The following is a 22,903-nucleotide window of genomic DNA, read 5'->3' on the forward strand; positions in this document are numbered from 1 at the left end:
ATTTTCTTTCCTAATCAATATTTCTTTACTTTTGTGTTTTAAACTAATTAAAAAGTAAACCATGTTAATTATAGGAATTGCTGGCGGAACAGGTAGTGGTAAAACAACTGTTGTACATCAAATTATGAACGAATTACCATCAACCGAAGTAGGCATAATTTCACAAGACTCGTACTACAAAGAAACCCACCACCTTACTTATGAAGAACGAACCAAAATAAACTTCGATCACCCAAGAGCTATCGATTTTGAATTGTTAACCCAGCACCTAAAAGAACTTAAAGCTGGAAATGTAATTGAACAACCCGTTTACTCTTTTGTAACACACGACAGAACTTCAGATACTGTAATTACACATCCTAGAAAAGTAATGATTGTAGAAGGTATTTTAATTTTAACCAATCCGGAACTTCGCGAAATGTTCGATATTAAAATTTATGTTCATGCCGATTCTGACGAACGACTAATTCGTAGATTAAAAAGAGATATTGCCGAACGCGGACGCGATATGGAAGAAGTTCTAAATCGCTATCAAACCACTTTAAAACCAATGCACCAACAATTTATAGAGCCTACAAAAGCCTATGCCGATATTATTATTCCAAACGACAAATACAATACCGTAGCAATTGATGTTGTAAGAACCGTTATAAAACAGCGTATTCATTAATTCTTTTGGAAAAACTTAAAAAAATAGTAGCCCGTTTTCCTTTCCTACGCTATTTAGGAAACAAATATATTTTAGTGCTTTTTGGTTTTCTAATTTGGATGCTTTTTCTTGATAATTATTCGTATCTTGAACATCGCATTCTTAATAAAGAAATAAACGAACTCGAAGACAATATTAACTATTACACAAATGAAATTTACAAAGACAGTGTAAAAATTAAAAAACTTAAAAACGACGCCGAAATTGAAAAATACGCACGCGAAAAATACTATATGAAACACGAAAATGAAGATGTGTATATTATAGAACACGAAAATACTAACGCCCAAGAAAATAGCAATATAGAGTAGTTTTTTTTTGCGTAAAGCACATTCTATTTTCCTATAGCTACTTTTTAAATAATTGGGTTACTAAAACTTTTTAATAAAAATGGCAACTCAAAAGTTATTTAACCAATTTTTACCCATTTCATCAAAAGAATGGAAAAACAAAATACAAGCCGAACTAAAAGGTGCCGATTATAACAATACCCTTGTTTGGGAAAGTTTAGAAGGCATCAAAGTAAAACCCTTTTACCATTACGACGAATTTGAAAATAAAATTACCGTAAGCACCGAAACTACAAAATTTAAAATTTTACAAGATATTTTTGTTCACAACGTAGCAAAATCTAACGCTAAGGCGAAAGACATTTTAAATCGTGGTGCCGAAAGTATTCGTTTTACTATCGAAAACGATACCGTTTCTATTGAAGAATTAATGCAAAATCTTCCCTTAGAAAACGTAAACTATTCTTTTTATTTGCCTTTTATTGCAAACGATTTCCTTCAAAAAATAGAAAATTTTGCTTCTCAAAATAAAGCTCATTTTTCAATTCAAATTGACCCAATTGGGCATTTAGTAAAAACTGGTAATTGGTTTAAAAACCTAGAGCACGATTTTGAAAACCTCAACAATATCGAAAAAAAAAGCACTATTCCATTTTTAAGTATAAATACTACAACCTATCAAAATGCAGGTGCTACTATTGTACAACAATTAGCTTATGCTTTAGCCCACGTAAACGAATATTTTAACAGGATAAATTGGTCTGTTCGAGCAAAATCAGAAACAACCATTACATTTGAAGTAGCTGTTGGTTCTAATTATTTCTTCGAAATTGCTAAACTTCGTGCATTACGATTGCTATTTTACTCTTTGTCAAAAGAATACGACGCCTTTTTCGAATGCAAAATTGTAGCCATTCCTAGTAAACGCAACAAAACAATTTACGATTACAACGTAAATATGCTACGCACCACTACCGAATGTATGAGTGCTATTTTAGGCGGTGCAAACGAAATAAGTAATTTACCTTACGATGCCATTTATCATAAAAACAACGAATTTGGCGATAGAATTTCGAGAAATCAATTACTAATATTAAAAAACGAAAGTTATTTCGATAAAGTAAACAATCCTGCTGATGGTGCATATTATATCGAAACATTAACCGAACAATTAGCCGAAAAAGCGTTGGATTTATTTAAAAATATTGAAGCAAATGGCGGGCTAATTACCCAATTAATTGAAGGAACTATTCAACGAAAAATTAAAGAAAGTGCCGATAAAGAACAAGAATTGTTCGATAATGGAAAAGAAGTTTTATTGGGAACAAATAAATATCCTAACAAAAACGATAGAATGAAAGATAACTTGGAATTGTATCCGTTTGTGAAACAAAATCCAAGAAAAACACTTATCACTCCAATAATTGAGAGAAGATTAGCCGAAAAATTAGAACAAGAACGATTAGAACAAGAATAGATGATTTTAGGATTTTCAACACTATTATTTATAGTTGGGCTTATTATTACAATCTTTAGCTTCTCACTATTACATAAAAACAAAAACGAAAAATACAACAGAAGTGCTAAAGTTTATATTTCAATTGGTTTGTTAACAATGTTAAGTCCATTTATCCTTGTTGCAATTTATACTTTGATTAGCAGTTTTTAAAAATTTAAAAAATGAGTAATATTTTTTCCATACTCGTACTTTTAGGAATTCTAATATTAGTAATTAGTGCGTATCGTTTATATAACGCATTAAAAACTAAAAATAATAACGATAAAAAAGCAGCACTACTTGGAATAGTAATAGGAGTTCTACTTTGTTTAAGTCCAATTCTGCTTATCATTCTTTTTTTTCTATTAGGAGGAAGCTATCACGAATAATCGCATCAAAAAATGAGAAAAAACATACAACATATACAATTAGTCAAAAGTCAAAAGTCGAAAGTCGAAAGTACTTCTATTGAAAACTTTACAACAGCTGAAGGCATTGAAGTAAAATCAACTTACACTAAAGAAGATATTGAAAATCTAGAACATATAGGTTTTGCAGCAGGTTTTGCACCTAATCTTCGTGGCCCATACAGTACCATGTACGTTCGTCGTCCGTGGACTATCCGTCAATATGCAGGGTTTTCAACTGCCGAAGAAAGTAATGCTTTTTACAGAAGAAACTTAGCTGCCGGACAAAAAGGTCTTTCAGTTGCTTTCGATTTAGCAACGCATCGTGGTTACGATTCTGACCACGAACGGGTTGTTGGCGATGTTGGAAAAGCCGGAGTAGCCATTGATTCTGTAGAAGACATGAAGATTTTATTCGACCAAATTCCACTAGGTGAAATGTCGGTTTCGATGACTATGAATGGTGCGGTTTTGCCTATTATGGCATTCTATATAGTAGCTGCCGAAGAACAAGGCGTTGCTCCTAACCTTTTATCAGGTACGATTCAGAATGACATTTTAAAGGAATTTATGGTGCGCAATACCTACATTTATCCACCAACGCCTTCGATGAAAATTATTGCCGATATTTTCGAATATACGAGTAAAAATATGCCAAAATTCAACTCGATTTCTATTTCGGGTTATCACATGCAAGAAGCTGGTGCAACTGCCGATATTGAGTTGGCATATACTTTAGCCGATGGTTTAGAGTATATTCGCACAGGAATTGCAGCAGGAATGGATATTGATACCTTTGCTCCTCGCCTTTCGTTTTTCTGGGCAATTGGAATGAATCATTTTATGGAAATTGCCAAAATGCGTGCCGGTCGTATGCTTTGGGCAAAACTATTGAAACAATTTCATCCAAAAGATGAAAAATCATTAGCATTACGAACACATTGCCAAACTTCGGGTTGGAGTTTAACCGAACAAGATCCTTTTAATAACGTTGCTCGAACAGCCATTGAAGCAGCAGCAGCAGCCTTTGGAGGAACCCAATCGTTACACACCAATGCTTTAGACGAAGCGATTGCTTTACCAACCGATTTCTCGGCACGAATTGCCCGTAATACACAAATTTATTTACAAGAAGAAACGAAAATTTGCAAAACAGTTGATCCTTGGGCAGGAAGTTATTACGTAGAAAGTTTAACGGCTGAAATTGCTGAAAAAGCATGGACATTAATACAGGAAGTCGAAGAATTAGGCGGAATGACAAAAGCTATTGAAGCAGGAATTCCAAAACTACGAATTGAAGAAGCGGCAGCACGAAAACAAGCACGTATTGATAGCGGACAAGATATAATCGTTGGCGTAAACAAATACCGTTTAGAAAAAGAAGATCCGTTACATATTTTAGATGTGGATAACCAAATGGTGCGCAAACAGCAAATTGAACGTTTAGAACAAATTAAAACAACTCGAAACAACGAAAAAGTTACCGAATGTTTAGCTAAATTAACTGAAGCTGCAAAAACAGGAAATGAAAATTTACTATCTTTAGCAGTAGAAGCAGCACGAAACAGAGCTACATTGGGCGAAATAAGTGATGCTTTAGAAGTAGTTTTCGGAAGATACAAAGCACAAATTAGAAGTTTTAGCGGCGTGTATAGTAAAGAAATTAAAAACGACGAAAGTTTTGAAAAAGCAAAACAATTAGCAGACACCTTTGCCAAAAAAGAGGGACGTCGCCCAAGAATTATGATTGCCAAAATGGGACAAGACGGTCACGATCGTGGTGCAAAAGTAGTTGCAACTGGTTATGCCGATGTTGGATTTGATGTTGACATTGGTCCACTGTTTCAAACGCCACAAGAAGCTGCCAAACAAGCGGTTGAAAACGACGTGCATATTTTAGGTGTTTCTTCGTTAGCAGCGGGGCACAAAACTTTAGTTCCTCAAGTTATTGAAGAATTAAAAAAATATGGTCGTGAAGATATTATGGTAATTGTGGGTGGTGTTATCCCTGCACAAGATTACCAATTCTTATTCGATGCTGGAGCTGTAGCGGTTTTTGGCCCTGGAACAAAGATTAGCGATGCCGCGATTAGTATTTTAGAAATTTTATTAGAAGAATAAATGATAAAAAAAATAGTTTATACACTACTAATTTTAATTGTTTCTGTGGCTAATGCACAAGACTACTGTAAATACTTGCCTTTTGCCAAAAATGATGTTTATGGTTTAGTAAACGACAAACAAGAACAAGTTGTTGAACCTATATATGAAAAGATGCAAATTGTAGGCGATTATGAATTTGTAGTATTTAATAACCAATATTGTTATAACCTTGCCAACGGAAAAAATGTTACATTAGTGTTAAACGACAATACCTGTCTTGTAATTATTGAAAAGGAGTTATACGTTTTTAATTTAGTTAACAACTCTCTAATAAATGCTTTTTCTAAAGAAAAAATAAATTTAAAGTTAAAATATAAGAACTTCTATAACAGAACTTTTCACAATAAACTTACCAATAAAAAATGTGAAGTTATTGTAGGTTTAACTACCGAAAACAAAAACATTTTTTTTGCCAATAGTAAAGCTTTACTACCTATTATAAAAGGAAAATTTGATTACAGCGATTTTGAAGTTATTACATATTCTGAAAATGGAATTGAAAAAGAAATTGGCATTATGACTAAAAATGGCAATACTATTACTTGTTATAATTTCGACGGAACACAATCGTTTATATTAACCGAAAAAGATTACAAAACTATTGACGATTACGGCATAAATTTTAAAGATAACGTACGTGAAAAATTTGAAAATTTATTTCAGTTTCAATCCGATAGATTTCCAAAATACTACACTTTAAGCGGAAAACTCAGTATGGCGGCAACTGGCAATTATTTTAATCGTTTTGTTAGTAAAATAAATTTAGGTAACAACTATTATTTAGAAGCTAACAACTATAAATATGAACTAAAATCTAACAAACCAATAAACTTCGAAAATGTTAGCTATACTGGTATTTATATTTACGATTATCAAGAAAGATTCAATTATATTGAGTTTACCAATACAACATCAAATGAAAAAATACAATTTTTTGTAAATCATTCAAAGATTAATCCAACCATTCTAATGTGTCCGCAAAAAATATTAAAAGAATTTGAGTTAGTAGAATAACGAGCTAATTGTTTTATTAAACATTTTTCTTTTGCTTTACTTAAATTTGATAAAACTTTAATTGTTGCCACACAAAAACTAAATATGTTGCAACCTAACCATACATTTCCTCAACACTGTATTTATTTTGAAAACAGAAAACTCTTAAGCTACGTTTAGTAGTACAATTACATTTTGAAATTTTTGTAGTGTTTATATAATGCTGATTTCTTTTTTATTTGTATAATATAGTTTATTTTTAAAAATTGAAAATAATAGCATGTATTTAAAACGTATTTTCTTCATAATAACAATTCTTTTTACAATTCAATCTAATGGGCAATTGGGTTTTTGCAATGGAAGTTTAGGTGAGCCTATTTTTTTAGAAAACTTTGGAAGCGGTACCGATTATGGCCCTGCTTTACCTAATGGTATTACGAATTACAATTATGTTTCATCTGGTTTTCCAGATGATGGCGAGTACACATTATATTATAGAACAAACTTAATTCCGAATAGTGTAAATTGGCATTATTCATTAGACAGAACACCCGACAACGAACCTAACGGAACAAACGGAAAGTGTTTAATTGTAAATGCAAGCTATACCTCTGGACAATTCTACCGTAGGGAAGTTACAAATTTGTGTAGCGCTACAAGGTTTGAATTTTCGGCTTGGCTCTTAAATATTTACAATGCTTCTTCAGGAGCTTGTTCGGGTTCGGGTATTCCCATAAATGTAACTTTTGAAATTTGGAATGCTTCTGAAACTACCTTATTAGAATCAGGAAGTACTGGTAATATTAATGGAAGCTCTTCACCTAATTGGAATCAATATGGTCTAGTTTTTACTATGCCCGCAGGAGAATCATCTGTTATTCTTAAAATGCGAAATAACGGTTCAGGCGGCTGCGGAAATGATCTTGCTATAGATGATATTATGTTTAGAGCCTGTGGCGAAGCAAGTACCGTTGTTAACGCTACTGGAAATACAAGTATGGTAATTTGTGAAAATACTACTTTAAACAACACTACACTTCAAGTAAACTCTTCTGGAACTCAAACTTTGTTTTACCAATGGCAAATAAGTACTAATAACATTGATTTTACTGCTATTACAGGAGCTACAAACAGTTTTTATATTATACCAAATACACCTAGTATAACAACTTATTATAGAGCAATAGTAGCACAAGACCCAAGTGTTTTAAACAATTCGTTTTGTTCCACTATTTCCGATGTTTTTACTCTTTTTGTTAACCCAGAACCTCCAGTACCACAATCAAATGGTGATCAATATTTGTGTACAAATACTGCAACAACAACTTTATCGGTTACAACACCTACTAATGTTGGTGTTAATTGGTACGATAGCCCTACTAATGGAAATTTAGTAGTTGCTAATTCCAACCAGTTGACTACTTCATTAATTGGAACATATTATGCCGAATCTTTTGATTATGCCACAGGTTGTACAAACAATAACAGAATAGCTGTAACTCTTTTTCCTCCTGTAGAAGTTTCCCCTATACCCGATTTTACCATTTGTTCTGGAGAACAAGTAAACATACCTTTAACAAGTACCATAAATAGCGTATCATTTACTTGGAATGGTAGTGGTAGTAATACAACAGGTTTTTCAAATGGAACAGGTACAGTTATTGCCGATACACTTAGTAATACTTCTGAAAATATAGGTTATGTTTATTATACTATTATTCCCATTTTTAACGGATGTGAAGGTAATTCTTATACCTTAACAATTACTGTTTCGCCCAATGTTACTAGAGATGTCGAATTTTATTCGCTTGAAACTAATTATTGTATAAATTCAATTCCACAGGTTTTACCATTACAATCTGAAAATACTTCGCCAATAACAGGAAGTTGGACGCCAAGCAACATCGACACTTCTATTTTAGGTGTATCAATTTATACTTTTACACCAAATTCTCAAAATTGTGAAACTATTGCTCCCTACGTTTTAGAAGTAACTGTTGAAGAAGCTTTTAGCCCCAATTTTGAAGATACTTTAACTATCTGCAAAGGCAGTGAAGTGCCTTCATTAAATTCAATATCTCCAAATGGAATAACTGGAAACTGGAGTCCGAGTAGTATTGACAATCAAAACTCAGGAACTTATCTTTTTACACCTAATTCTCAAGCTTGTTTTAGCAATCATACCTTAACAGTTACTGTTACTGAACCAGTTAGTACGTTATTTACATACACTTACATTCATTCCTTTTCAAATTATACTACCATAACACTAAACCCTCAAGATTCAACTGGCGATTTCTTATACCAAATTGATGATTTAGAAACACAAGATAGTCCCGTATTTAATACTGTAATTCCAGGTGTTCATAAGTTTACGGTTTACGATAAAAAAGGTTGTGGTATTCCTTCTACGCAATTTATAACCAGCATAGGTTTTCCATCATTTTTTACCCCTAATGGCGATGGGTTTAATGATACTTGGCAAATAAAAGATGTTAATTTATTTGACGAATGGAAAATATTTATTTTTGATCGATACGGTAAACTTTTAAAAGAATTACATCGAAATTCTGAAAGCTGGGACGGCACATTTAACGGTAAAAATTTACCCGCTAATGATTATTGGTTTGTTATTGAGTACAAATGGAACGAAAAAAACAACCAATTTAAATCGCATTTTAGTTTAAAACGATAATTATAATTGTTCAATTGCTTCAATCGCAGGTAAAAAATCGGAAATAACACGAACAATAAAATCTTGTGGTCTTTTTAAATACATAAACGTATAATCTTCCATATCTATCACTGTTTTTTCAACTAAATCAGTTGTACGAACAAATTTATCAGAAGTTAACGATGATAAACTAGGTAAATTTAATTTGGGTTGGGTACAAATTGGCTTTCCATTTTCAAACAATCCACCCTCGTAACCATATAAAGAAGTTGCTGTAATTTCAATTGGTTTACCAAAACCCAACTCATTTGGCATTTCTTCCTCTTTTCCTACAATTGCAGCAAAACCCAATAGAATATTTATATCGCTATCGGGTAAATTCATCATTGCTTTGGCTGTTGCTTCCCTACCAATTTCAGAAGTAACCAAATTATAGTTGTGTTTTTTATTTTGAATCCTCGCAATAGCACTCTTTACCTTTTCGCTTTCAATTTCCATTGGCGTAATAATATTGATTTTCATAATCTTAATTTGGTACAAAAATAAAAGTTTTAAAACATTCTTATAAATAGGTTAAATAAATTAAAAAAGTAACATTTGTTGAAAACTTACACTTGAATAAACCATAAATAATTGTATTTTTACCGTCTTAAATTTTAGTATAACTAATGGGTAAAATTATAGCAATTGCGAATCAAAAAGGTGGCGTAGGAAAAACCACAACTTCAGTAAATCTTGCTGCTGCTTTAGGTGTTTTAGAAAAAAAAGTGCTTTTAATAGATGCCGATCCGCAGGCTAATGCCAGTTCGGGTTTAGGTATCGATGTTGAAAATGTAGCAGTAGGAACATACCAAATTTTAGAACATAGTAATACGCCCGAAGAAGCAACAGTAAGTTGTACTGCTCCAAACGTTTCGATAATTCCCGCGCATATCGATTTGGTTGCCATTGAAATTGAATTAGTAGATAAAGAAAACCGCGAGTATATGCTAAAACAAGCATTACAATCGGTAAAAGAAAAATACGATTACATTATTATTGATTGTGCGCCATCGCTAGGTTTACTTACCCTTAATGCGCTAACAGCTGCCGATAGTGTGGTAATACCTATTCAGTGCGAATATTTTGCCCTAGAAGGCTTAGGCAAATTATTAAACACGATTAAAAGCGTGCAAAAAATACACAACCCTAATTTAGATATTGAAGGTTTATTGTTAACCATGTACGATTCGCGTTTGCGCTTATCGAACCAAGTGGTAGAAGAAGTTCAAAAACACTTTAACAATATGGTTTTTGATACCGTTATACAACGAAATATTAAATTAAGCGAAGCTCCCAGCTTTGGCGAAAGTATAATTAATTATGATGCAACTAGTAAAGGAGCAAGTAATTACTTAAATTTAGCCGAAGAAATTATACAAAAAAACAAGTAATACAATAATGGCAAAAGCAGTTAAAAAACAAGCATTAGGAAGAGGTTTATCGGCACTATTAAAAGATCCTTCAAACGATATTAAATCGGTAGAAGACAAAGATGCAGATAAAGTTGTGGGCAATATTATAGAACTTGAATTAGAGGCTATAGAAATAAACCCATTTCAACCAAGAAGCAATTTTAACGAAGAAACCTTACAAGAATTAGCAAAATCGATAAAAGAATTAGGCGTAATTCAACCTATTACTGTACGAAAATTAGATTTTAATAAGTACCAATTAATTTCTGGGGAACGAAGATTACGAGCTTCTAAACTAGCCAAATTAGAAACTATTCCAGCTTACATTCGCTTGGCTAACGACAATGAATCGTTAGTTATGGCATTGGTCGAAAACATACAACGTCACGATTTAGACCCAATTGAAGTTGCCCTTTCTTACCAACGATTAATCGACGAAATAAACCTTACACAAGAAGAGTTAAGCGATAAAGTAGGTAAAAAACGTTCTACAATTGCTAACTATTTGCGCTTACTAAAGCTAGATCCTATTATTCAAACAGGAATGCGCGATGGCTTTATTTCAATGGGGCACGGTAGAGCTCTAATTACTATTGACGATGCCGATGTACAAAGCGATATTTACCATAAAGTAGTAACCCAAAACTTATCGGTTAGAGAAACCGAAGCCTTGGTAAAAAAATACCAAGACAGCTTAAAACCCAAAGCAGCTAAAAAATTGGCAACATCGTTTGATGTAGAAGAAAACGACAAAAAAGCATTTACCAATTTTTTTGGAGCAAAAGTAGAGGTAAAAGTAGCAGGTAACGGAAAAGGAAAAATTACAATTCCTTTTCATTCGGAAGAAGATTTTAATCGTATTGTAAAACTAATCAATAATTAGTGCGTTTTATTGTTTACATATTCGTTATAATTTTAGTTCACAGCACTACTGCTTTAGCACAACAAGAAAACGAACTAGCGCTTATAGCGAAAGATACCACGCAAACCAAAATAAACCCATTAGCACCAGCAAAAGCCGCTTTTTATTCGGCATTAGTACCTGGTTTAGGCCAAGCTTATAATAAAAAATATTGGAAAATTCCTATTGTTTATGCAGGTCTTGGTGCTGGAATTTACTTCTATTCTTTTAACAACAAAAAATACCACGAGTTTAGAGACGAATACAAACGTCGTTTAGACGGAACTTCTCTAGGCACAGCACATCCTATTTATGGTGGATTATCAGACGACAGACTTATTCGGGCACAACGCTTTCATCGTAAAAACAGAGATTTATCGGCTTTAATTACAGCAGGAATTTATATTTTAAACATTGTAGATGCAAATGTAGATGCGCATTTAATGCAATTTAATGTAAACGACAACTTATCGGTTACGCCAGACATTAGACAAAATGAAATTGACTATAAGTTTACTACAGGCTTAAAACTGACCTATAATTTTTAACATAATTTTAATTAACGTAACTAAAACAACTAGCACTAATACCATTATGAAAATTGCACTTTTAGGCTACGGAAAAATGGGAAAAGTTATCGAACGTATAGCTTTAGAACGCAATCATGAAATTGTTTTACGAAAAGGAAGTAACGACTCATTTAACGGATTAGAAAATGCCAATGTAGCAATTGATTTTAGTGTTCCTAATTGTGCTGTCGAAAATATAAGTACTTGTTTTAAAAACAATATTCCTGTAGTAAGCGGAACAACTGGTTGGCTCGATAAATACAACGAAATGGTAGCATTATGCAATCAAAATAATGGAAGTTTTATTTATGGTTCAAATTTTAGTTTGGGTGTAAACATCTTTTTTGAATTGAATGAGTATTTAGCAAAAATGATGGCAAATTTAGAACAATACAACGTTTCAATGGAAGAAATTCATCATACACAAAAATTAGATGCACCAAGTGGAACGGCAATTTCATTGGCAAACGGTATTATAAAAAATACAGATTATGCTAATTGGACATTGGAAACCGCAAAAAAAAATGAAATTCATATTGACGCCAAAAGAATCGAAAACGTACCCGGAACACACAGTGTTTTTTACGATAGCGAAGTCGATCAAATTGAAATAAAACATACCGCACATTCACGCGAAGGTTTTGCCTTAGGAGCCGTTATTGCAGCCGAGTGGATTTTGGGTAAAAAAGGCGTATTTACAATGAAAGACGTACTTTTTTCAGAAAATAGATAATAGACTATAGAAAAAAGACAATTAATGAGTGGAAAAAGACATAATTATAAAAATTTGAAAATCTGGCAATTCAGTTTAGAAATTGCAAATGACGTTTCAGGTATTTTAATAAATTTTCCCATTCATGAAAGATATGATTTAAGTTCTCAAATAAGTAGATGTTCGATTTCAATTCCAAGTGATATTGCTGAAGGTTCTTCAAGAACAGATAAATCATTCAGCCATTTTATTGATATTGTGTTAGGTTCATCTTTTGAATTGACAACTCAACTAATAATTGCAAAGCATAGAAAATATATTACCGAAGAAAAATTTAATATAATAGAAATAAAAATCGAAGAATTTCAAAGAATGGCTATGGGATTTCAAAACAGACTTCAATAAGTCTTTTTTCTTTACTCTATATTCTTCACTCTAAATAAAAAATTATGGAAACATCAAGTTGGATTATATTTATTTTAATTATTCAAGTTATTCACGGATTAAGCACTTGGAAATTATACCAAAAAGCAGGTAGAAAAGCATGGGAAGCCTTTGTGCCTATTTATAACGCAATTGTTTTAATGAAAATCATTAATCGTCCTACTTGGTGGACACTGTTGCTCTTTATTCCTATAATCAATTTGTTTATGTTTCCTATTGTATGGATAGAAACCTTGCGAACTTTTGGCAAAAAAACCACACTCGATATGGTATTAGGCGTGGTTACATTTGGTTTGTATATTGCCTATGTTAATTACACACAAAATGTAACTTATTATGCCAATCGCGATACCAAAGCACCAAACAAAGCAATGGAAACCATTGGTTCGTTAGCTTTTGCTATTATTGTAGCTACGTTTGTACATACCTATTTTATTCAACCGTTTACTATACCTACATCTTCATTAGAAAAAACATTATTAGTAGGCGATTTTTTATTTGTAAGCAAATACAACTACGGAGCTCGCACACCTATGACTACCGTTGCTGCGCCAATGGTACACGACACCATTCCGTTTTTACACACAAAATCGTATTTGTACAACGATAATGAAAACGAAAAAGATTCATGGAAAAACAAATTTCAATTACCGTATTTTCGCTTACCAGGTTATCAAAAAATAGAACGCAACGATATTGTAGTTTTTAACTGGCCTGCCGATACAGTACGCCAATTTTTTACAAAAGAACGAAAATACATAAAACCTATAGACAAAAAATCGAACTATGTAAAACGATGCGTAGGTATTCCTGGCGATACAATTGAAATAAAAAATAGCATTTTGTACTCAAATGGCAAACCGTTAATACTGCCCGAAAGAGCAAAACCGCAATTTTCATACAAAGCCGTTTGGGACGGAACACCTATAAACACAGACTATTTAGTACAAGAACTTCAAATTACCGATCCTGCGGGTCAAATTGCTACCGATACCTTATTATTTACCGCACTTTCTAATGAAGCTGCCGAAAGACTAAAAAACGTACCTGGTATAAAAAAATTAATTCCAGTAATTGCAACAGAAAAAGAAGCTACTATTTTTCCATACAATCAAAATTGGAATGTCGATAATTTAGGACCAATTTATATTCCCGAAAAAGGAAAAACAGTTGAACTGAATGATGAAACATTACCTTTTTATAAAAAACTAATTACCGATTACGAGCATCATACTTTAGATGTAAAAGGAAACGAAATTTTAATTGATGGCAAACCCACAACAACCTATACTTTTGGGCAAGATTATTACTGGATGATGGGCGATAATCGCCATCGTTCGGAAGACTCAAGGTATTGGGGTTTTGTTCCAGAAGACCACATTGTAGGTAAGCCTATATTTATATGGATGAGTTGGGATTCTAACGCTAAAGGAATTGCAAATAAAATTCGTTGGAATCGTTTATTTACAACCGTTTCTGGAGACGGACAGCCAAAATCGTATTTTTTATATTTCTTAGTTGCTCTTGCCATATATTTTGGTTTTGACTATTTCCGTAAGAAAAAGAAAAAAGATAACGCCTAGATTTTTTGTTACAAGTTTTAGGTTTCAAGTTATTAATTTGAGCCTTAAACAAAAACAACTTGAAACAAATACAAACAAATGAAACAAATCATTTTACACCCAACATACTTCCCTTCTATTAGTCATTATGTGGCTATGATACAAGCCAATGAAATTACTTTTGAAGTAGAAGATAATTTTCAAAAACAAACCAATAGAAACCGAATGTACATTTATAGTCCAAACGGCTTGCAAATGTTAAATATTCCTATAAAACACAATAAAGATAAACGACAAAAATTTAAAGATGTTCGCATAGAAAACGATTTTGATTGGCAAAAAAATCACTTTAAATCATTAGAAGCAGCCTATAGAACTTCACCTTATTTCGAATTTTTTGAAGATGATTTTTTACCCATTTTTCAAAAAAAACAAGAATTTATGATGGATTTAAATTTCGAAATTTTTGAAATTGTAAACAATTGTTTAGGCATTACATTGCCCTTTGAAACAACAACCGAATATTTTCATAAAATTGAAAATAAAACCGATTTTCGCTATTTAGCAAATGGTAAAAAAGATACATTTATTAACGAATCGTACATTCAGGTATTTAATGAAAAACACGGTTTTTTAGCTAATTTAAGTATTTTAGATTTACTTTTTAATGAAGGAAGACACGCTGTTGCTTATCTAAAAAAACAAGCTTTATAATTATTTTTCTAAACTCATTCGAGTATAAACCGGAAAATGGTCGCTTAATTTTACTTTAGTATCGGTTTTAAATTCTTTTATTTTAAAAACAGGTTCTGTTAAAACATAGTCGATACGAGCTGGATAAAAGTTAAAATTATACGATTTTCCAAAACCTGTTCCTGCTTGTTCAAAGGCATCGTTCAAGTTTCCTTTTATGGTTCTATACACATACGAAAAAGCACTATTATTCATATCGCCGCAAATAATTTTCGGATACTGGCATTTTTGGTAATGCTCACTTATCATTTCGGCTTGTAGTTGTTGTTCGCTAAAAGCCTCGCTAATGCGCTTAAAAATAAATTTCGACTTGCTTTCGTCTAATTTTTCGTGAATATCGGTACTAATTTTAACCGATTGTAAGTGCATACTATATATTCTAATAGTGTCGTTTTGGTTTACAATATCGGCAAAAATTACATTGTTATTCGAATTCGGAAAATCGAGTTCGCCTTTGTTTATAATTTTAAATTTAGAATAAATAGCCTGTCCCGATTTGTTTTTTCCTCCATACACTTTTACATATTTATACGGATAGTTTCGCAAGCGAACTCTATCGTTTGGCGAATATTCTTGTAAACATAAAATATCGGCATTGTAATTTTGAATAACATCGGTAATTTGTTCGGGAACATTTTTAATAGGCAACCATTCGTATAAATTAAATAAGCGAACATTGTAGCTCATTAAAGTAAAATCGGTAGGTTCTTTTGGTAAATTGGTTTCCGAAAAGTTGTATAATTTGGTTACAAAAGTTAAACCTAAGAGTAAAACAATTCCAGAAAGGAACATTTTTCGTTTTAATTGTAATGCCCAAAGAATAAAAAAAGCAAAGTTTAAAATAATTAATAACGGAAATGATAAGGTTAAAACACTTAAAAACGGAAACAATTTAGGCGCTAAAAAAGGCAAAATATAGGCCAAAACCGTAAGTAAAGCCAATACTTTATTACAAAAAAAAGCTATTTTACTTATAAAAGATTCTTGTTTCACTAGTTACCTGCTTTAAATAAATATTCCTTTTCGGCTTTGGTTAAACTATCGTAACCCGATTGACTAATTTTGTCTAAAATTTCATCAATTTTTTGTTGGTGTTCTGTTTTTGTATAGGTTGTTTTAGTTTTATAATTTGTTTTGTTTTTATGCACTTTTTTAAAAGGTATTTTGGCTTTGTTTCGGTTTTCAATTGCATCTTGAAATTGAGAAATAGGCTTTGTTAAATCGGTTCCATTTTGAAGCAATTTTACATATAAAAAACCAAATAATGCACCTGCTAAATGTGCTAAATGCCCACCACTGTTTTCAACTGGAAGCTGAATTAAATCGATAACCAATAAAACTGCTGTAATGTGCCAAAGCTTTACACGACCAATTAACGCCAAACGAATTTCCATATACGGTGCATAAGCAGCTGTAGCCACTAAAACTGCCATAATAGCACCGCTTGCGCCAACTAATTGTGCAGAAATTCCTAATACACTATATAAAAGTACAAAAGCAATTCCAGAGAAAATTCCACCCAAAATATAAACACCAAACAACTGCCTTTCGGTAAAAAATGTAGTAAACAATCGCCCCGAAAAATTAAGCACAATAAGATTAAACAACAAATGTAAAAAACCTGCGTGCACAAACATATAGGTTACAGCTGTCCAAGGTGTTTTTAAAAATTCAGACGCTTTAGCATGCAACGACAACCAATTTGGAAACTGAAAATAATTGCCTTTAAAATGATAGAAAAAAATTAACGACAAAAGAAACACACCAACATTCCAGAAGATTAGTTTTTGTACTATTCCTCCTGTTTTGTATTGTAATTTTAAATCGTCTAGTATAGGCATATTTTATTTCACTTTCAACTTTCAACTTTCAACTTTCAACTTTCAACTTTCAACTTTCAACTTTCAACTTTCAACTTTCAACTTTCAACTTTCAACTTTTGACTTTCAACTTTCAACTTTTGACTTTTGACTTTTGACTTTTGACTTCTACTTATCTATCCCAACGGTTTTTATCGAACTGATTTTTTTTCCAATACCACATCATAAAAAACCCGCAAATTGCACCACCAAGATGAGCAAAATGTGCTACGCCTGTTCCTGTTCCACCGAATAATGAATCGCCTCGTAAACCTAAAAACAAATCAATTCCTAAAATTATAGGCACAAAATACTTTGCTTTTATAGGTACTGGGATAAACATCATAGCCAATTCTGCATTTGGATACATAAACGCAAACGCAACTAACAGCCCATATATTGCACCCGATGCACCCACAGCAGGCACATTATAAGCCATAGACATTTTATTTATAGCGTTTTGCATTAAAAACTGGTCTGCAGTACTATTTACATTAATACTTCCGCCTTGTAATAAGGTTTGAATACCCTCAGCCGAAATACCATTTTCTATTAAAAAGTTATAATTAGAATGAAACTCGTAGTAATTTACACCTGTGTGCAGCAACATAGCGCCTATGCCACAAGAAATATAGAAAAACAAGAATTTTTTGCTTCCCCAATATTGTTCTAAAGCAGTACCAAAGGAAACCAACGCAAACATATTGAAGAAAATGTGCATAAGATTGCCGTGCATAAACATATGGCTAAGCGGTTGCCAAATTTTAAATTTTGGATTTTCAAAATAATACAACGCAAATAATTCCTCTGCTTGTGGTGCTATTTGGCTTCCTATAAAAAATATAATATTAATGATTAGCAAATGCTTAACCATTTCGGTCATTCGCATCATAAAGCAAATTTTTTATCTAAATCTTCTACACTTAACGTTATAAAAGTGGGTTTATTAAAAGGTGAAATTGTAGGTTCTTTGCAAGCAAAAAGCGAATGTACTAAATTTTCTTGCGCTGTACTTGTTAAAGTTGTACCTGTTTTTACGGCTAAACTTTTTGCCATTGTTTTGGCTATGCCATCATGTAATGAAAAATTATTATTTGGAATTTCACTTTGCAAATTAGCAATTAATTCTTCTAAAACAATTGAAACTTCGCTTTCTTGAACATTTACTGGAATTCCAGAAATTTGAACACTTTCCGAGCCTATAGCATCAAAAACAAAACCTGTATTTTCTAAGGATACTTGTAGTTCTTTTATGAATTCGATTTCGTCGAACGAATAATACAATTCTAATGGAAATAATAATTGTTGACTCGCTGCTTCTTGAACCGTAATATTTGTTAAAAATTGTTCATATAAAACACGCTGATGCGCTTTGTTTTGATCAACAACTAACATTCCCGATTTTATAGAACTTACAATATATTTTTTATGAATTTGATAAAACGATGTTACTGTTGCTACTTTTTCATCAGTAAATAATGAGCCTACTTCTTCTTCTTTTTCATATGAAATAGACGATGTTATTGCTCTTGTATCATTTTTTAAATCAACATATAAGCTTTCCCACGATTGCGTTTCTTTTTTAGGAATGAAATTACCTTTTGAAGCAAACGAAACCGAACGTGAATTTGAATTTTCTGATTTTTCTTCACTCGCAAACGGATTAAAATTAGCATCTACCTGAATACTTGGCATATTGCTTGTTTTATCTTTATAACTGTAAGGTGTATCTAAATTTTGGTCGTGTTCAAAATCGAGAACAGGCGCTACATTAAATTGTCCTAAACTATGTTTTACCGAAGCGCGAAGAATAGCGTATAACGATTGCTCGTCGTCGAACTTTATTTCGGTTTTTGTAGGATGAATATTAATATCAATAGTATTTGGTGGCACATCTAAATATAAAAAATAACTTGGCTGGCAACCGTCTTTTATTAATCCTTCGTAAGCATTGGTAATGGCGTGGTGCAAATAGGCGCTTTTTATAAAGCGATTGTTAACAAAGAAAAATTGTTCGTTTCTATTTTTTTTGGCAAATTCGGGTTTACCAATAAAGCCTGTAATTTTAACCAATTCGGTTTCTTCGGTTACAGGAACTAATTTTTCATTGGTTTTTCCGCCAAAAATATTTACAATTCGTTGACGATAATTAGATGGCGGTAAATTAAAGATTTCGCTTCCGTTGTGAAGTAATGTAAAATAAATTTGAGGATGCGCCAATGCTACACGCTGAAACTCATCTACAATATGACGCATTTCAACCGTATCTGATTTTAGGAAATTTCGCCTTGCAGGAATATTAAAAAACAAATTTTTAATTAAAAACGAAGTTCCTTTGGGTAAAACCGCCACATCTTGCGAAACAAATTTACTACCTTCAATAATAATATGTGTTCCTAATTCTTCTTGGTCTTGTTTGGTTTTTAACTCTACATGCGCAATTGCAGCAATAGATGCTAAAGCCTCGCCACGAAAACCTTTAGTATGTAAATTAAATAAATCTTCGGCATTTTTTATTTTAGAAGTAGCGTGGCGTTCAAAACACATTCTGGCGTCGGTTACACTCATTCCTTTACCGTTATCAATAACTTGAATTAGTGTTTTTCCAGCATCTTTTATAACCAACTTTATATCGGTTGCAGCGGCATCAATACTGTTTTCTAATAACTCTTTTACAACCGAAGCTGGGCGTTGCACTACTTCTCCAGCTGCAATTTGATTGGCAACATGATCGGGTAAAAGTTGAATAATACTTGGCATTTACTTTCTTTTGAAAATAGACAAATCGAAATCGATAATAACTAAAAAAACAATCAGTAAAACCGCTACAATAATAAGTATTCTTCGGTTTGCTTCTTTGTTTTGATTGTGTTTAAAATCGTTCAAAGCAGCAATAAACTTTGCTTTTAAGCCTTTGTTGTTTCCTACCGTAACTCGGAACTCGTCGAACATTGGTTTTATTTCAAACGGATTTCCTTTGCCTTTATCGTCAAAATAACGTGGCTGATAACTAAATTTTTTATTTTTTCTTCTACTCAAAAGTCCCATACTACATTTACTTTATATACAAATTTGCTATATATAACCCAATTAACACTAAAAGCAATAGCGCAATATAAATGGGTAATGACAAAGCGCCTTTTACTTTTCTATTTTGTTTTCGATTTTCATTCCATTTCAATATAAAATCATTTTTTTCTGAAGTTATATCGTCTGTTATTTCTGTTACATTTTCCTTTAAAAATCGAGGTTGGTATTTAAACGTTTTATTTTTTACTTTCCCAAGCTTCATTTTCGATTTTTTTCAAAAATACGGATTTTTTGAAGATTTTTTCCTGAAATATTTGTTAAGAAAAAATCCCGAATAAATCGGGATTCTATTTGAATTTGAAATGCTATATTTTATCTAGGGATATATTTCTTTTTAAGGCTGCCATTTTTATAGCAGCAATTGCCGCTTCGGTTCCTTTATTGCCGTGTTTACCACCACTTCTATCTATAGACTGCTGCATAGTATTATCGGTTAACACACAAAAAATAGTAGGTTTGCTATAGTTAACATTTAAATCTTTAATTCCTTGCGTAACGCCTTCGCAAACAAAATCGAAGTGCATGGTTTCGCCTTTTATAACGCTTCCTATTACAATAACGCAATCTACATCTCTATGTTCTAGCATTTTTTTTGCGGCAAAAATTAATTCGAAACTACCTGGAACATTCCAGCGAATTATATTTTTTTCTAAAGCACCACAATCTAAAAGTGCTGTTTTTGCTCCGTTAAACAAACCTTCGGTTATGGTTTCGTTCCATTCTGAAACAACAATCCCAAACCGAAATAATTCCGCATTTGGGATTGTAGCTTTATCGTATTGTGATAAATTTTTATTTTCGGTAGCCATTTAGCTTATTTTGTCATTTCAATGTAAGCATCAATATTTTGAGCCTCTCTAGAAGTTTCGTATTTATCTTTAATTTCTGTAAAAAGCTTATTAGCTTCTTCCTTTTTATTGTTTAAAAATGCTAATTGTGCGGCTTTTGTTAAGAATCTTGGTGCAGTATAATCGTTCTCACTAATTGAAGCTGCTTTTTTGTATGCTTCTATAGCTTCGTTAACTTTACCTAATTCTGAATACGCATCGCCTAGTGCACCTTGCGCCATAGCACCTAAAACAACCTCATCGGTTTTAAAATTTAATAAATATTTTTCAGCATTTTTAAAATCTTGTAAGTGCATATACGACATACCTGCGTAATAGTTTGCTAAATTTCCTGTTTTAGTTCCGCTATAAGTATCGGCTATACCAACAAAACCTTGTTTACCTTCGCCTCCGTTAAGTGCTAATTTAAACAACGAATCTTGAGCTGTTGTGTTCGTAAGTGCTTCGTTAAAGTATGATTGTGCTTGATAAATATCGTTTAAAGCTTGCTCGGTTTTAGGTTCAACCACAAATTTATTGTAAAAAAAGTAGCCTAATGTAGCTAATGCAATAACCGCAATAACTGCTAAAATTACCTTTTGATTTTTTACAACCCAATCTTCGGTTTTATTTGCTGTTTCATCAAGCGCATCAAAAACCTCTGCTGTTGTACTATCTGAAGTATCAACTACTTCTTCGAATTCATTTTCAAATTTTTCTTCTTTCGGTTTAGGAGCTTTGTAACCTCTTTTGTTATAAGTCGCCATTTATTTCAAATTTATTAGAGGTGCAAAAATATAATTTTTATTGAAACTCACATAAAAAATAATTTAAAAATAACATTCGTTTTAAAAAACTTTATTTTAAAAGCTACTTTGTGGAATATCTATTATTTTTGTAACCAAATTTTTTATTGTGTTTTTAAAGCAGCTTCATCTTATCAATTATAAAAATATAGCGCAAAACGAATTTACTTTCGATAGTAAAATTAATTGTTTTGTGGGGAAAAATGGTGTAGGCAAAACCAATATTTTAGATGCTATTTATCATTTGGCATATACTAAAAGTTATTTTAATCCGCAAGCTGTTCAAAACATTAAACACAACGAAGATTTTTTTTTACTAGATGCTGTTTTTTATAAAAACGATAAAGACGAAAAAATAACATGCAGTTTAAAAAAAGGGCAAAAAAAAATAGTAAAACGCAATAATAAAATTTACGAAAAACTTTCGGAACATATCGGTTTTATTCCCTTAGTTATTATTTCGCCTTCAGACAACGATTTAATTTCGGAAGGAAGTGAAACCAGACGAAAATTTATTGATAGTGTAATTTCAACTCAAGATAATTTGTATTTGAACGAATTAATTCAATATCAAAAACTGATTTCGCAACGCAATGCTTTACTAAAATATTTTGCAGCAAACAACACTTTCGATAACGACAATTTAGCCATTTACGACGAACAAATTGTGCCGCTTGGTAATGTCATTTTTGAAAAACGCCAACAATTTTTAGCGCAGTTCATTCCTATTTTCAAAAAATATTATACCGAAATTTCAAATAAAGCCGAAAATGTAGATTTGGTTTATCAGAGTCAGTTGTTAAACAAATCGTTTAACGATTTGCTAAAAGAAAACCGCAATAAAGATCGAGTTATTCAATATACAAGTTCTGGAATTCATAAAGACGATTTAATGTTTGAAATTGAAGGTTACCCTGTTAAGAAATTTGGCTCGCAAGGACAACAAAAATCGTTTTTAATAGCGTTAAAATTAGCCCAATTTGCCTTTTTAAAACAAAAAAATGGTTCTGCGCCTATTTTACTTTTTGACGATATTTTTGATAAACTAGATGCGTCAAGAGTTGAAAAAATAGTAACTATGGTTGATAATGATGTTTTTGGGCAAATTTTTATTTCCGACACGCATGAAGAACGAACCGAAGGCATTGTAAAACAAACACACCAATCGTATAAAATATTTAATTTGTAATTC

24 protein-coding genes are annotated in these 22,903 nt (G+C 32.1%); 14 read left to right on the forward strand and 10 right to left on the reverse strand.

Annotation, left to right across the window (positions count from 1 at the left end; genetic code table 11):
- The first annotated feature begins 61 nt into the window (after nucleotides 1-61).
- From udk to R2808_RS00120, 3 genes are all read left to right on the forward strand, one after another.
- A complete protein-coding gene (gene udk, locus R2808_RS00110; RefSeq protein WP_371268883.1) occupies nucleotides 62-670 on the forward strand; it encodes a uridine kinase in 609 nt (202 codons plus the stop codon).
- Between the two features lie 5 nt (nucleotides 671-675).
- Nucleotides 676-1,020: a septum formation initiator family protein gene (locus R2808_RS00115; RefSeq protein ID WP_371268884.1), complete on the forward strand. Its 345-nt coding sequence runs from the start codon at nucleotides 676-678 to the stop codon at nucleotides 1,018-1,020.
- 79 nt (nucleotides 1,021-1,099) lie between these two features.
- On the forward strand, nucleotides 1,100-2,476 hold the full coding sequence (locus R2808_RS00120) for a methylmalonyl-CoA mutase subunit beta (RefSeq protein ID WP_371268886.1): 1,377 nt from the start codon (nucleotides 1,100-1,102) through the stop codon (nucleotides 2,474-2,476).
- 196 nt (nucleotides 2,477-2,672) lie between these two features.
- On the opposite strand, the gene R2808_RS00125 is transcribed toward R2808_RS00120, so the two are convergent.
- Nucleotides 2,673-2,849 carry a hypothetical protein gene (locus tag R2808_RS00125; protein ID WP_371268887.1) on the reverse strand — a complete coding sequence of 59 codons (177 nt, stop codon included), beginning with the start codon at nucleotides 2,847-2,849 and terminating at the stop codon, nucleotides 2,673-2,675.
- 49 nt (nucleotides 2,850-2,898) lie between these two features.
- Here R2808_RS00125 and scpA point away from each other — a divergent pair, with 49 nt between their 5' ends.
- From scpA to R2808_RS00140, 3 genes are all read left to right on the forward strand, one after another.
- A complete protein-coding gene (scpA, locus tag R2808_RS00130; protein WP_371268888.1) occupies nucleotides 2,899-5,025 on the forward strand; it encodes a methylmalonyl-CoA mutase in 2,127 nt (708 codons plus the stop codon).
- Nucleotides 5,026-6,081, forward strand: coding sequence for a hypothetical protein (locus R2808_RS00135; protein WP_371268889.1), 1,056 nt, complete (start codon nucleotides 5,026-5,028; stop codon nucleotides 6,079-6,081).
- 259 nt (nucleotides 6,082-6,340) lie between these two features.
- Entirely contained in the window at nucleotides 6,341-8,755 is a 2,415-nt protein-coding gene (locus R2808_RS00140) for a T9SS type B sorting domain-containing protein (RefSeq protein ID WP_371268890.1), read from the forward strand.
- On the opposite strand, the gene R2808_RS00145 is transcribed toward R2808_RS00140, so the two are convergent.
- Nucleotides 8,756-9,256 carry a hypothetical protein gene (locus R2808_RS00145; RefSeq protein WP_371268891.1) on the reverse strand — a complete coding sequence of 167 codons (501 nt, stop codon included), beginning with the start codon at nucleotides 9,254-9,256 and terminating at the stop codon, nucleotides 8,756-8,758. It lies immediately after the preceding gene.
- Nucleotides 9,257-9,402: 146 nt separating this feature from the next.
- On the opposite strand from R2808_RS00145, the gene R2808_RS00150 reads away from it, so the two are divergent.
- From R2808_RS00150 to R2808_RS00180, 7 genes are all read left to right on the forward strand, one after another.
- Entirely contained in the window at nucleotides 9,403-10,167 is a 765-nt protein-coding gene (locus R2808_RS00150; protein ID WP_371268893.1) for a ParA family protein, read from the forward strand.
- A gap of 7 nt (nucleotides 10,168-10,174) precedes the next feature.
- Nucleotides 10,175-11,071: a ParB/RepB/Spo0J family partition protein gene (locus R2808_RS00155; protein WP_371268894.1), complete on the forward strand. Its 897-nt coding sequence runs from the start codon at nucleotides 10,175-10,177 to the stop codon at nucleotides 11,069-11,071.
- Nucleotides 11,071-11,637 carry a DUF5683 domain-containing protein gene (locus R2808_RS00160; RefSeq protein WP_371268895.1) on the forward strand — a complete coding sequence of 189 codons (567 nt, stop codon included), beginning with the start codon at nucleotides 11,071-11,073 and terminating at the stop codon, nucleotides 11,635-11,637. Before R2808_RS00155 ends, R2808_RS00160 begins: the two co-directional genes overlap by 1 nt.
- Before the next feature lie 46 nt (nucleotides 11,638-11,683).
- Nucleotides 11,684-12,391: a 4-hydroxy-tetrahydrodipicolinate reductase gene (gene dapB / locus R2808_RS00165; protein ID WP_371268896.1), complete on the forward strand. Its 708-nt coding sequence runs from the start codon at nucleotides 11,684-11,686 to the stop codon at nucleotides 12,389-12,391.
- A gap of 24 nt (nucleotides 12,392-12,415) precedes the next feature.
- Nucleotides 12,416-12,775: a four helix bundle protein gene (locus R2808_RS00170; protein WP_371268898.1), complete on the forward strand. Its 360-nt coding sequence runs from the start codon at nucleotides 12,416-12,418 to the stop codon at nucleotides 12,773-12,775.
- A 44-nt stretch (nucleotides 12,776-12,819) separates the two neighbouring features.
- Nucleotides 12,820-14,397 (forward strand): signal peptidase I, encoded by a 1,578-nt coding sequence (gene lepB / locus R2808_RS00175; protein WP_371268899.1) that lies wholly within the window; start codon nucleotides 12,820-12,822, stop codon nucleotides 14,395-14,397.
- A gap of 78 nt (nucleotides 14,398-14,475) precedes the next feature.
- Nucleotides 14,476-15,090 (forward strand): WbqC family protein, encoded by a 615-nt coding sequence (locus R2808_RS00180; RefSeq protein ID WP_371268900.1) that lies wholly within the window; start codon nucleotides 14,476-14,478, stop codon nucleotides 15,088-15,090.
- On the opposite strand, the gene R2808_RS00185 is transcribed toward R2808_RS00180, so the two are convergent.
- From R2808_RS00185 to R2808_RS00220, 8 genes are all read right to left on the reverse strand, one after another.
- Nucleotides 15,091-16,122 carry an endonuclease/exonuclease/phosphatase family protein gene (locus R2808_RS00185; protein ID WP_371268901.1) on the reverse strand — a complete coding sequence of 344 codons (1,032 nt, stop codon included), beginning with the start codon at nucleotides 16,120-16,122 and terminating at the stop codon, nucleotides 15,091-15,093.
- On the reverse strand, nucleotides 16,122-16,970 hold the full coding sequence (locus R2808_RS00190) for a rhomboid family intramembrane serine protease (RefSeq protein WP_371268902.1): 849 nt from the start codon (nucleotides 16,968-16,970) through the stop codon (nucleotides 16,122-16,124). Before R2808_RS00190 ends, R2808_RS00185 begins: the two co-directional genes overlap by 1 nt.
- A 151-nt stretch (nucleotides 16,971-17,121) precedes the next feature.
- Entirely contained in the window at nucleotides 17,122-17,880 is a 759-nt protein-coding gene (locus R2808_RS00195) for a rhomboid family intramembrane serine protease (RefSeq protein ID WP_371268903.1), read from the reverse strand.
- A complete protein-coding gene (gene mutL / locus R2808_RS00200) occupies nucleotides 17,877-19,748 on the reverse strand; it encodes a DNA mismatch repair endonuclease MutL (RefSeq protein ID WP_371268904.1) in 1,872 nt (623 codons plus the stop codon). The genes R2808_RS00195 and mutL overlap by 4 nt, the downstream gene beginning before the upstream one ends.
- Nucleotides 19,749-20,036 (reverse strand): riboflavin synthase subunit beta, encoded by a 288-nt coding sequence (locus R2808_RS00205; protein WP_371268905.1) that lies wholly within the window; start codon nucleotides 20,034-20,036, stop codon nucleotides 19,749-19,751.
- 7 nt (nucleotides 20,037-20,043) lie between these two features.
- Nucleotides 20,044-20,280, reverse strand: coding sequence for a hypothetical protein (locus R2808_RS00210; RefSeq protein ID WP_371268906.1), 237 nt, complete (start codon nucleotides 20,278-20,280; stop codon nucleotides 20,044-20,046).
- A 103-nt stretch (nucleotides 20,281-20,383) separates the two neighbouring features.
- Complete coding sequence (gene ribH, locus R2808_RS00215) at nucleotides 20,384-20,887, reverse strand: 6,7-dimethyl-8-ribityllumazine synthase (RefSeq protein ID WP_371268907.1); 504 nt, start codon at nucleotides 20,885-20,887, stop codon at nucleotides 20,384-20,386.
- Between the two features lie 5 nt (nucleotides 20,888-20,892).
- A complete protein-coding gene (locus R2808_RS00220) occupies nucleotides 20,893-21,672 on the reverse strand; it encodes a tol-pal system YbgF family protein (RefSeq protein WP_371268908.1) in 780 nt (259 codons plus the stop codon).
- Between the two features lie 148 nt (nucleotides 21,673-21,820).
- Here R2808_RS00220 and R2808_RS00225 point away from each other — a divergent pair, with 148 nt between their 5' ends.
- Nucleotides 21,821-22,900: a DNA replication/repair protein RecF gene (locus R2808_RS00225; protein ID WP_371268909.1), complete on the forward strand. Its 1,080-nt coding sequence runs from the start codon at nucleotides 21,821-21,823 to the stop codon at nucleotides 22,898-22,900.
- Nucleotides 22,901-22,903: the final 3 nt, after the last annotated feature.

Origin of the sequence: Flavobacterium sp., from assembly GCF_041392005.1 — a bacterium.
GTDB lineage: Bacteria > Bacteroidota > Bacteroidia > Flavobacteriales > Flavobacteriaceae > Flavobacterium.

Bases quoted from the DNA above. Each gene is read 5' to 3' on its own strand.
- udk (WP_371268883.1), top strand. From the start codon at position 62: ATGTTAATTATAGGAATTGCTGGCGGAACAGGTAGTGGTAAAACAACT.
- R2808_RS00120 (WP_371268886.1), top strand. From the start codon at position 1,100: ATGGCAACTCAAAAGTTATTTAACCAATTTTTACCCATTTCATCAAAA.
- R2808_RS00125 (WP_371268887.1), bottom strand. From the start codon at position 2,849: ATGATAAGCAGAATTGGACTTAAACAAAGTAGAACTCCTATTACTATT.
- scpA (WP_371268888.1), top strand. From the start codon at position 2,899: ATGAGAAAAAACATACAACATATACAATTAGTCAAAAGTCAAAAGTCG.
- R2808_RS00135 (WP_371268889.1), top strand. From the start codon at position 5,026: ATGATAAAAAAAATAGTTTATACACTACTAATTTTAATTGTTTCTGTG.
- R2808_RS00140 (WP_371268890.1), top strand. From the start codon at position 6,341: ATGTATTTAAAACGTATTTTCTTCATAATAACAATTCTTTTTACAATT.
- R2808_RS00145 (WP_371268891.1), bottom strand. From the start codon at position 9,256: ATGAAAATCAATATTATTACGCCAATGGAAATTGAAAGCGAAAAGGTA.
- R2808_RS00150 (WP_371268893.1), top strand. From the start codon at position 9,403: ATGGGTAAAATTATAGCAATTGCGAATCAAAAAGGTGGCGTAGGAAAA.
- R2808_RS00155 (WP_371268894.1), top strand. From the start codon at position 10,175: ATGGCAAAAGCAGTTAAAAAACAAGCATTAGGAAGAGGTTTATCGGCA.
- dapB (WP_371268896.1), top strand. From the start codon at position 11,684: ATGAAAATTGCACTTTTAGGCTACGGAAAAATGGGAAAAGTTATCGAA.
- R2808_RS00170 (WP_371268898.1), top strand. From the start codon at position 12,416: ATGAGTGGAAAAAGACATAATTATAAAAATTTGAAAATCTGGCAATTC.
- lepB (WP_371268899.1), top strand. From the start codon at position 12,820: ATGGAAACATCAAGTTGGATTATATTTATTTTAATTATTCAAGTTATT.
- R2808_RS00180 (WP_371268900.1), top strand. From the start codon at position 14,476: ATGAAACAAATCATTTTACACCCAACATACTTCCCTTCTATTAGTCAT.
- R2808_RS00190 (WP_371268902.1), bottom strand. From the start codon at position 16,970: ATGCCTATACTAGACGATTTAAAATTACAATACAAAACAGGAGGAATA.
- R2808_RS00195 (WP_371268903.1), bottom strand. From the start codon at position 17,880: ATGATGCGAATGACCGAAATGGTTAAGCATTTGCTAATCATTAATATT.
- mutL (WP_371268904.1), bottom strand. From the start codon at position 19,748: ATGCCAAGTATTATTCAACTTTTACCCGATCATGTTGCCAATCAAATT.
- R2808_RS00205 (WP_371268905.1), bottom strand. From the start codon at position 20,036: ATGGGACTTTTGAGTAGAAGAAAAAATAAAAAATTTAGTTATCAGCCA.
- R2808_RS00210 (WP_371268906.1), bottom strand. From the start codon at position 20,280: ATGAAGCTTGGGAAAGTAAAAAATAAAACGTTTAAATACCAACCTCGA.
- ribH (WP_371268907.1), bottom strand. From the start codon at position 20,887: ATGGCTACCGAAAATAAAAATTTATCACAATACGATAAAGCTACAATC.
- R2808_RS00220 (WP_371268908.1), bottom strand. From the start codon at position 21,672: ATGGCGACTTATAACAAAAGAGGTTACAAAGCTCCTAAACCGAAAGAA.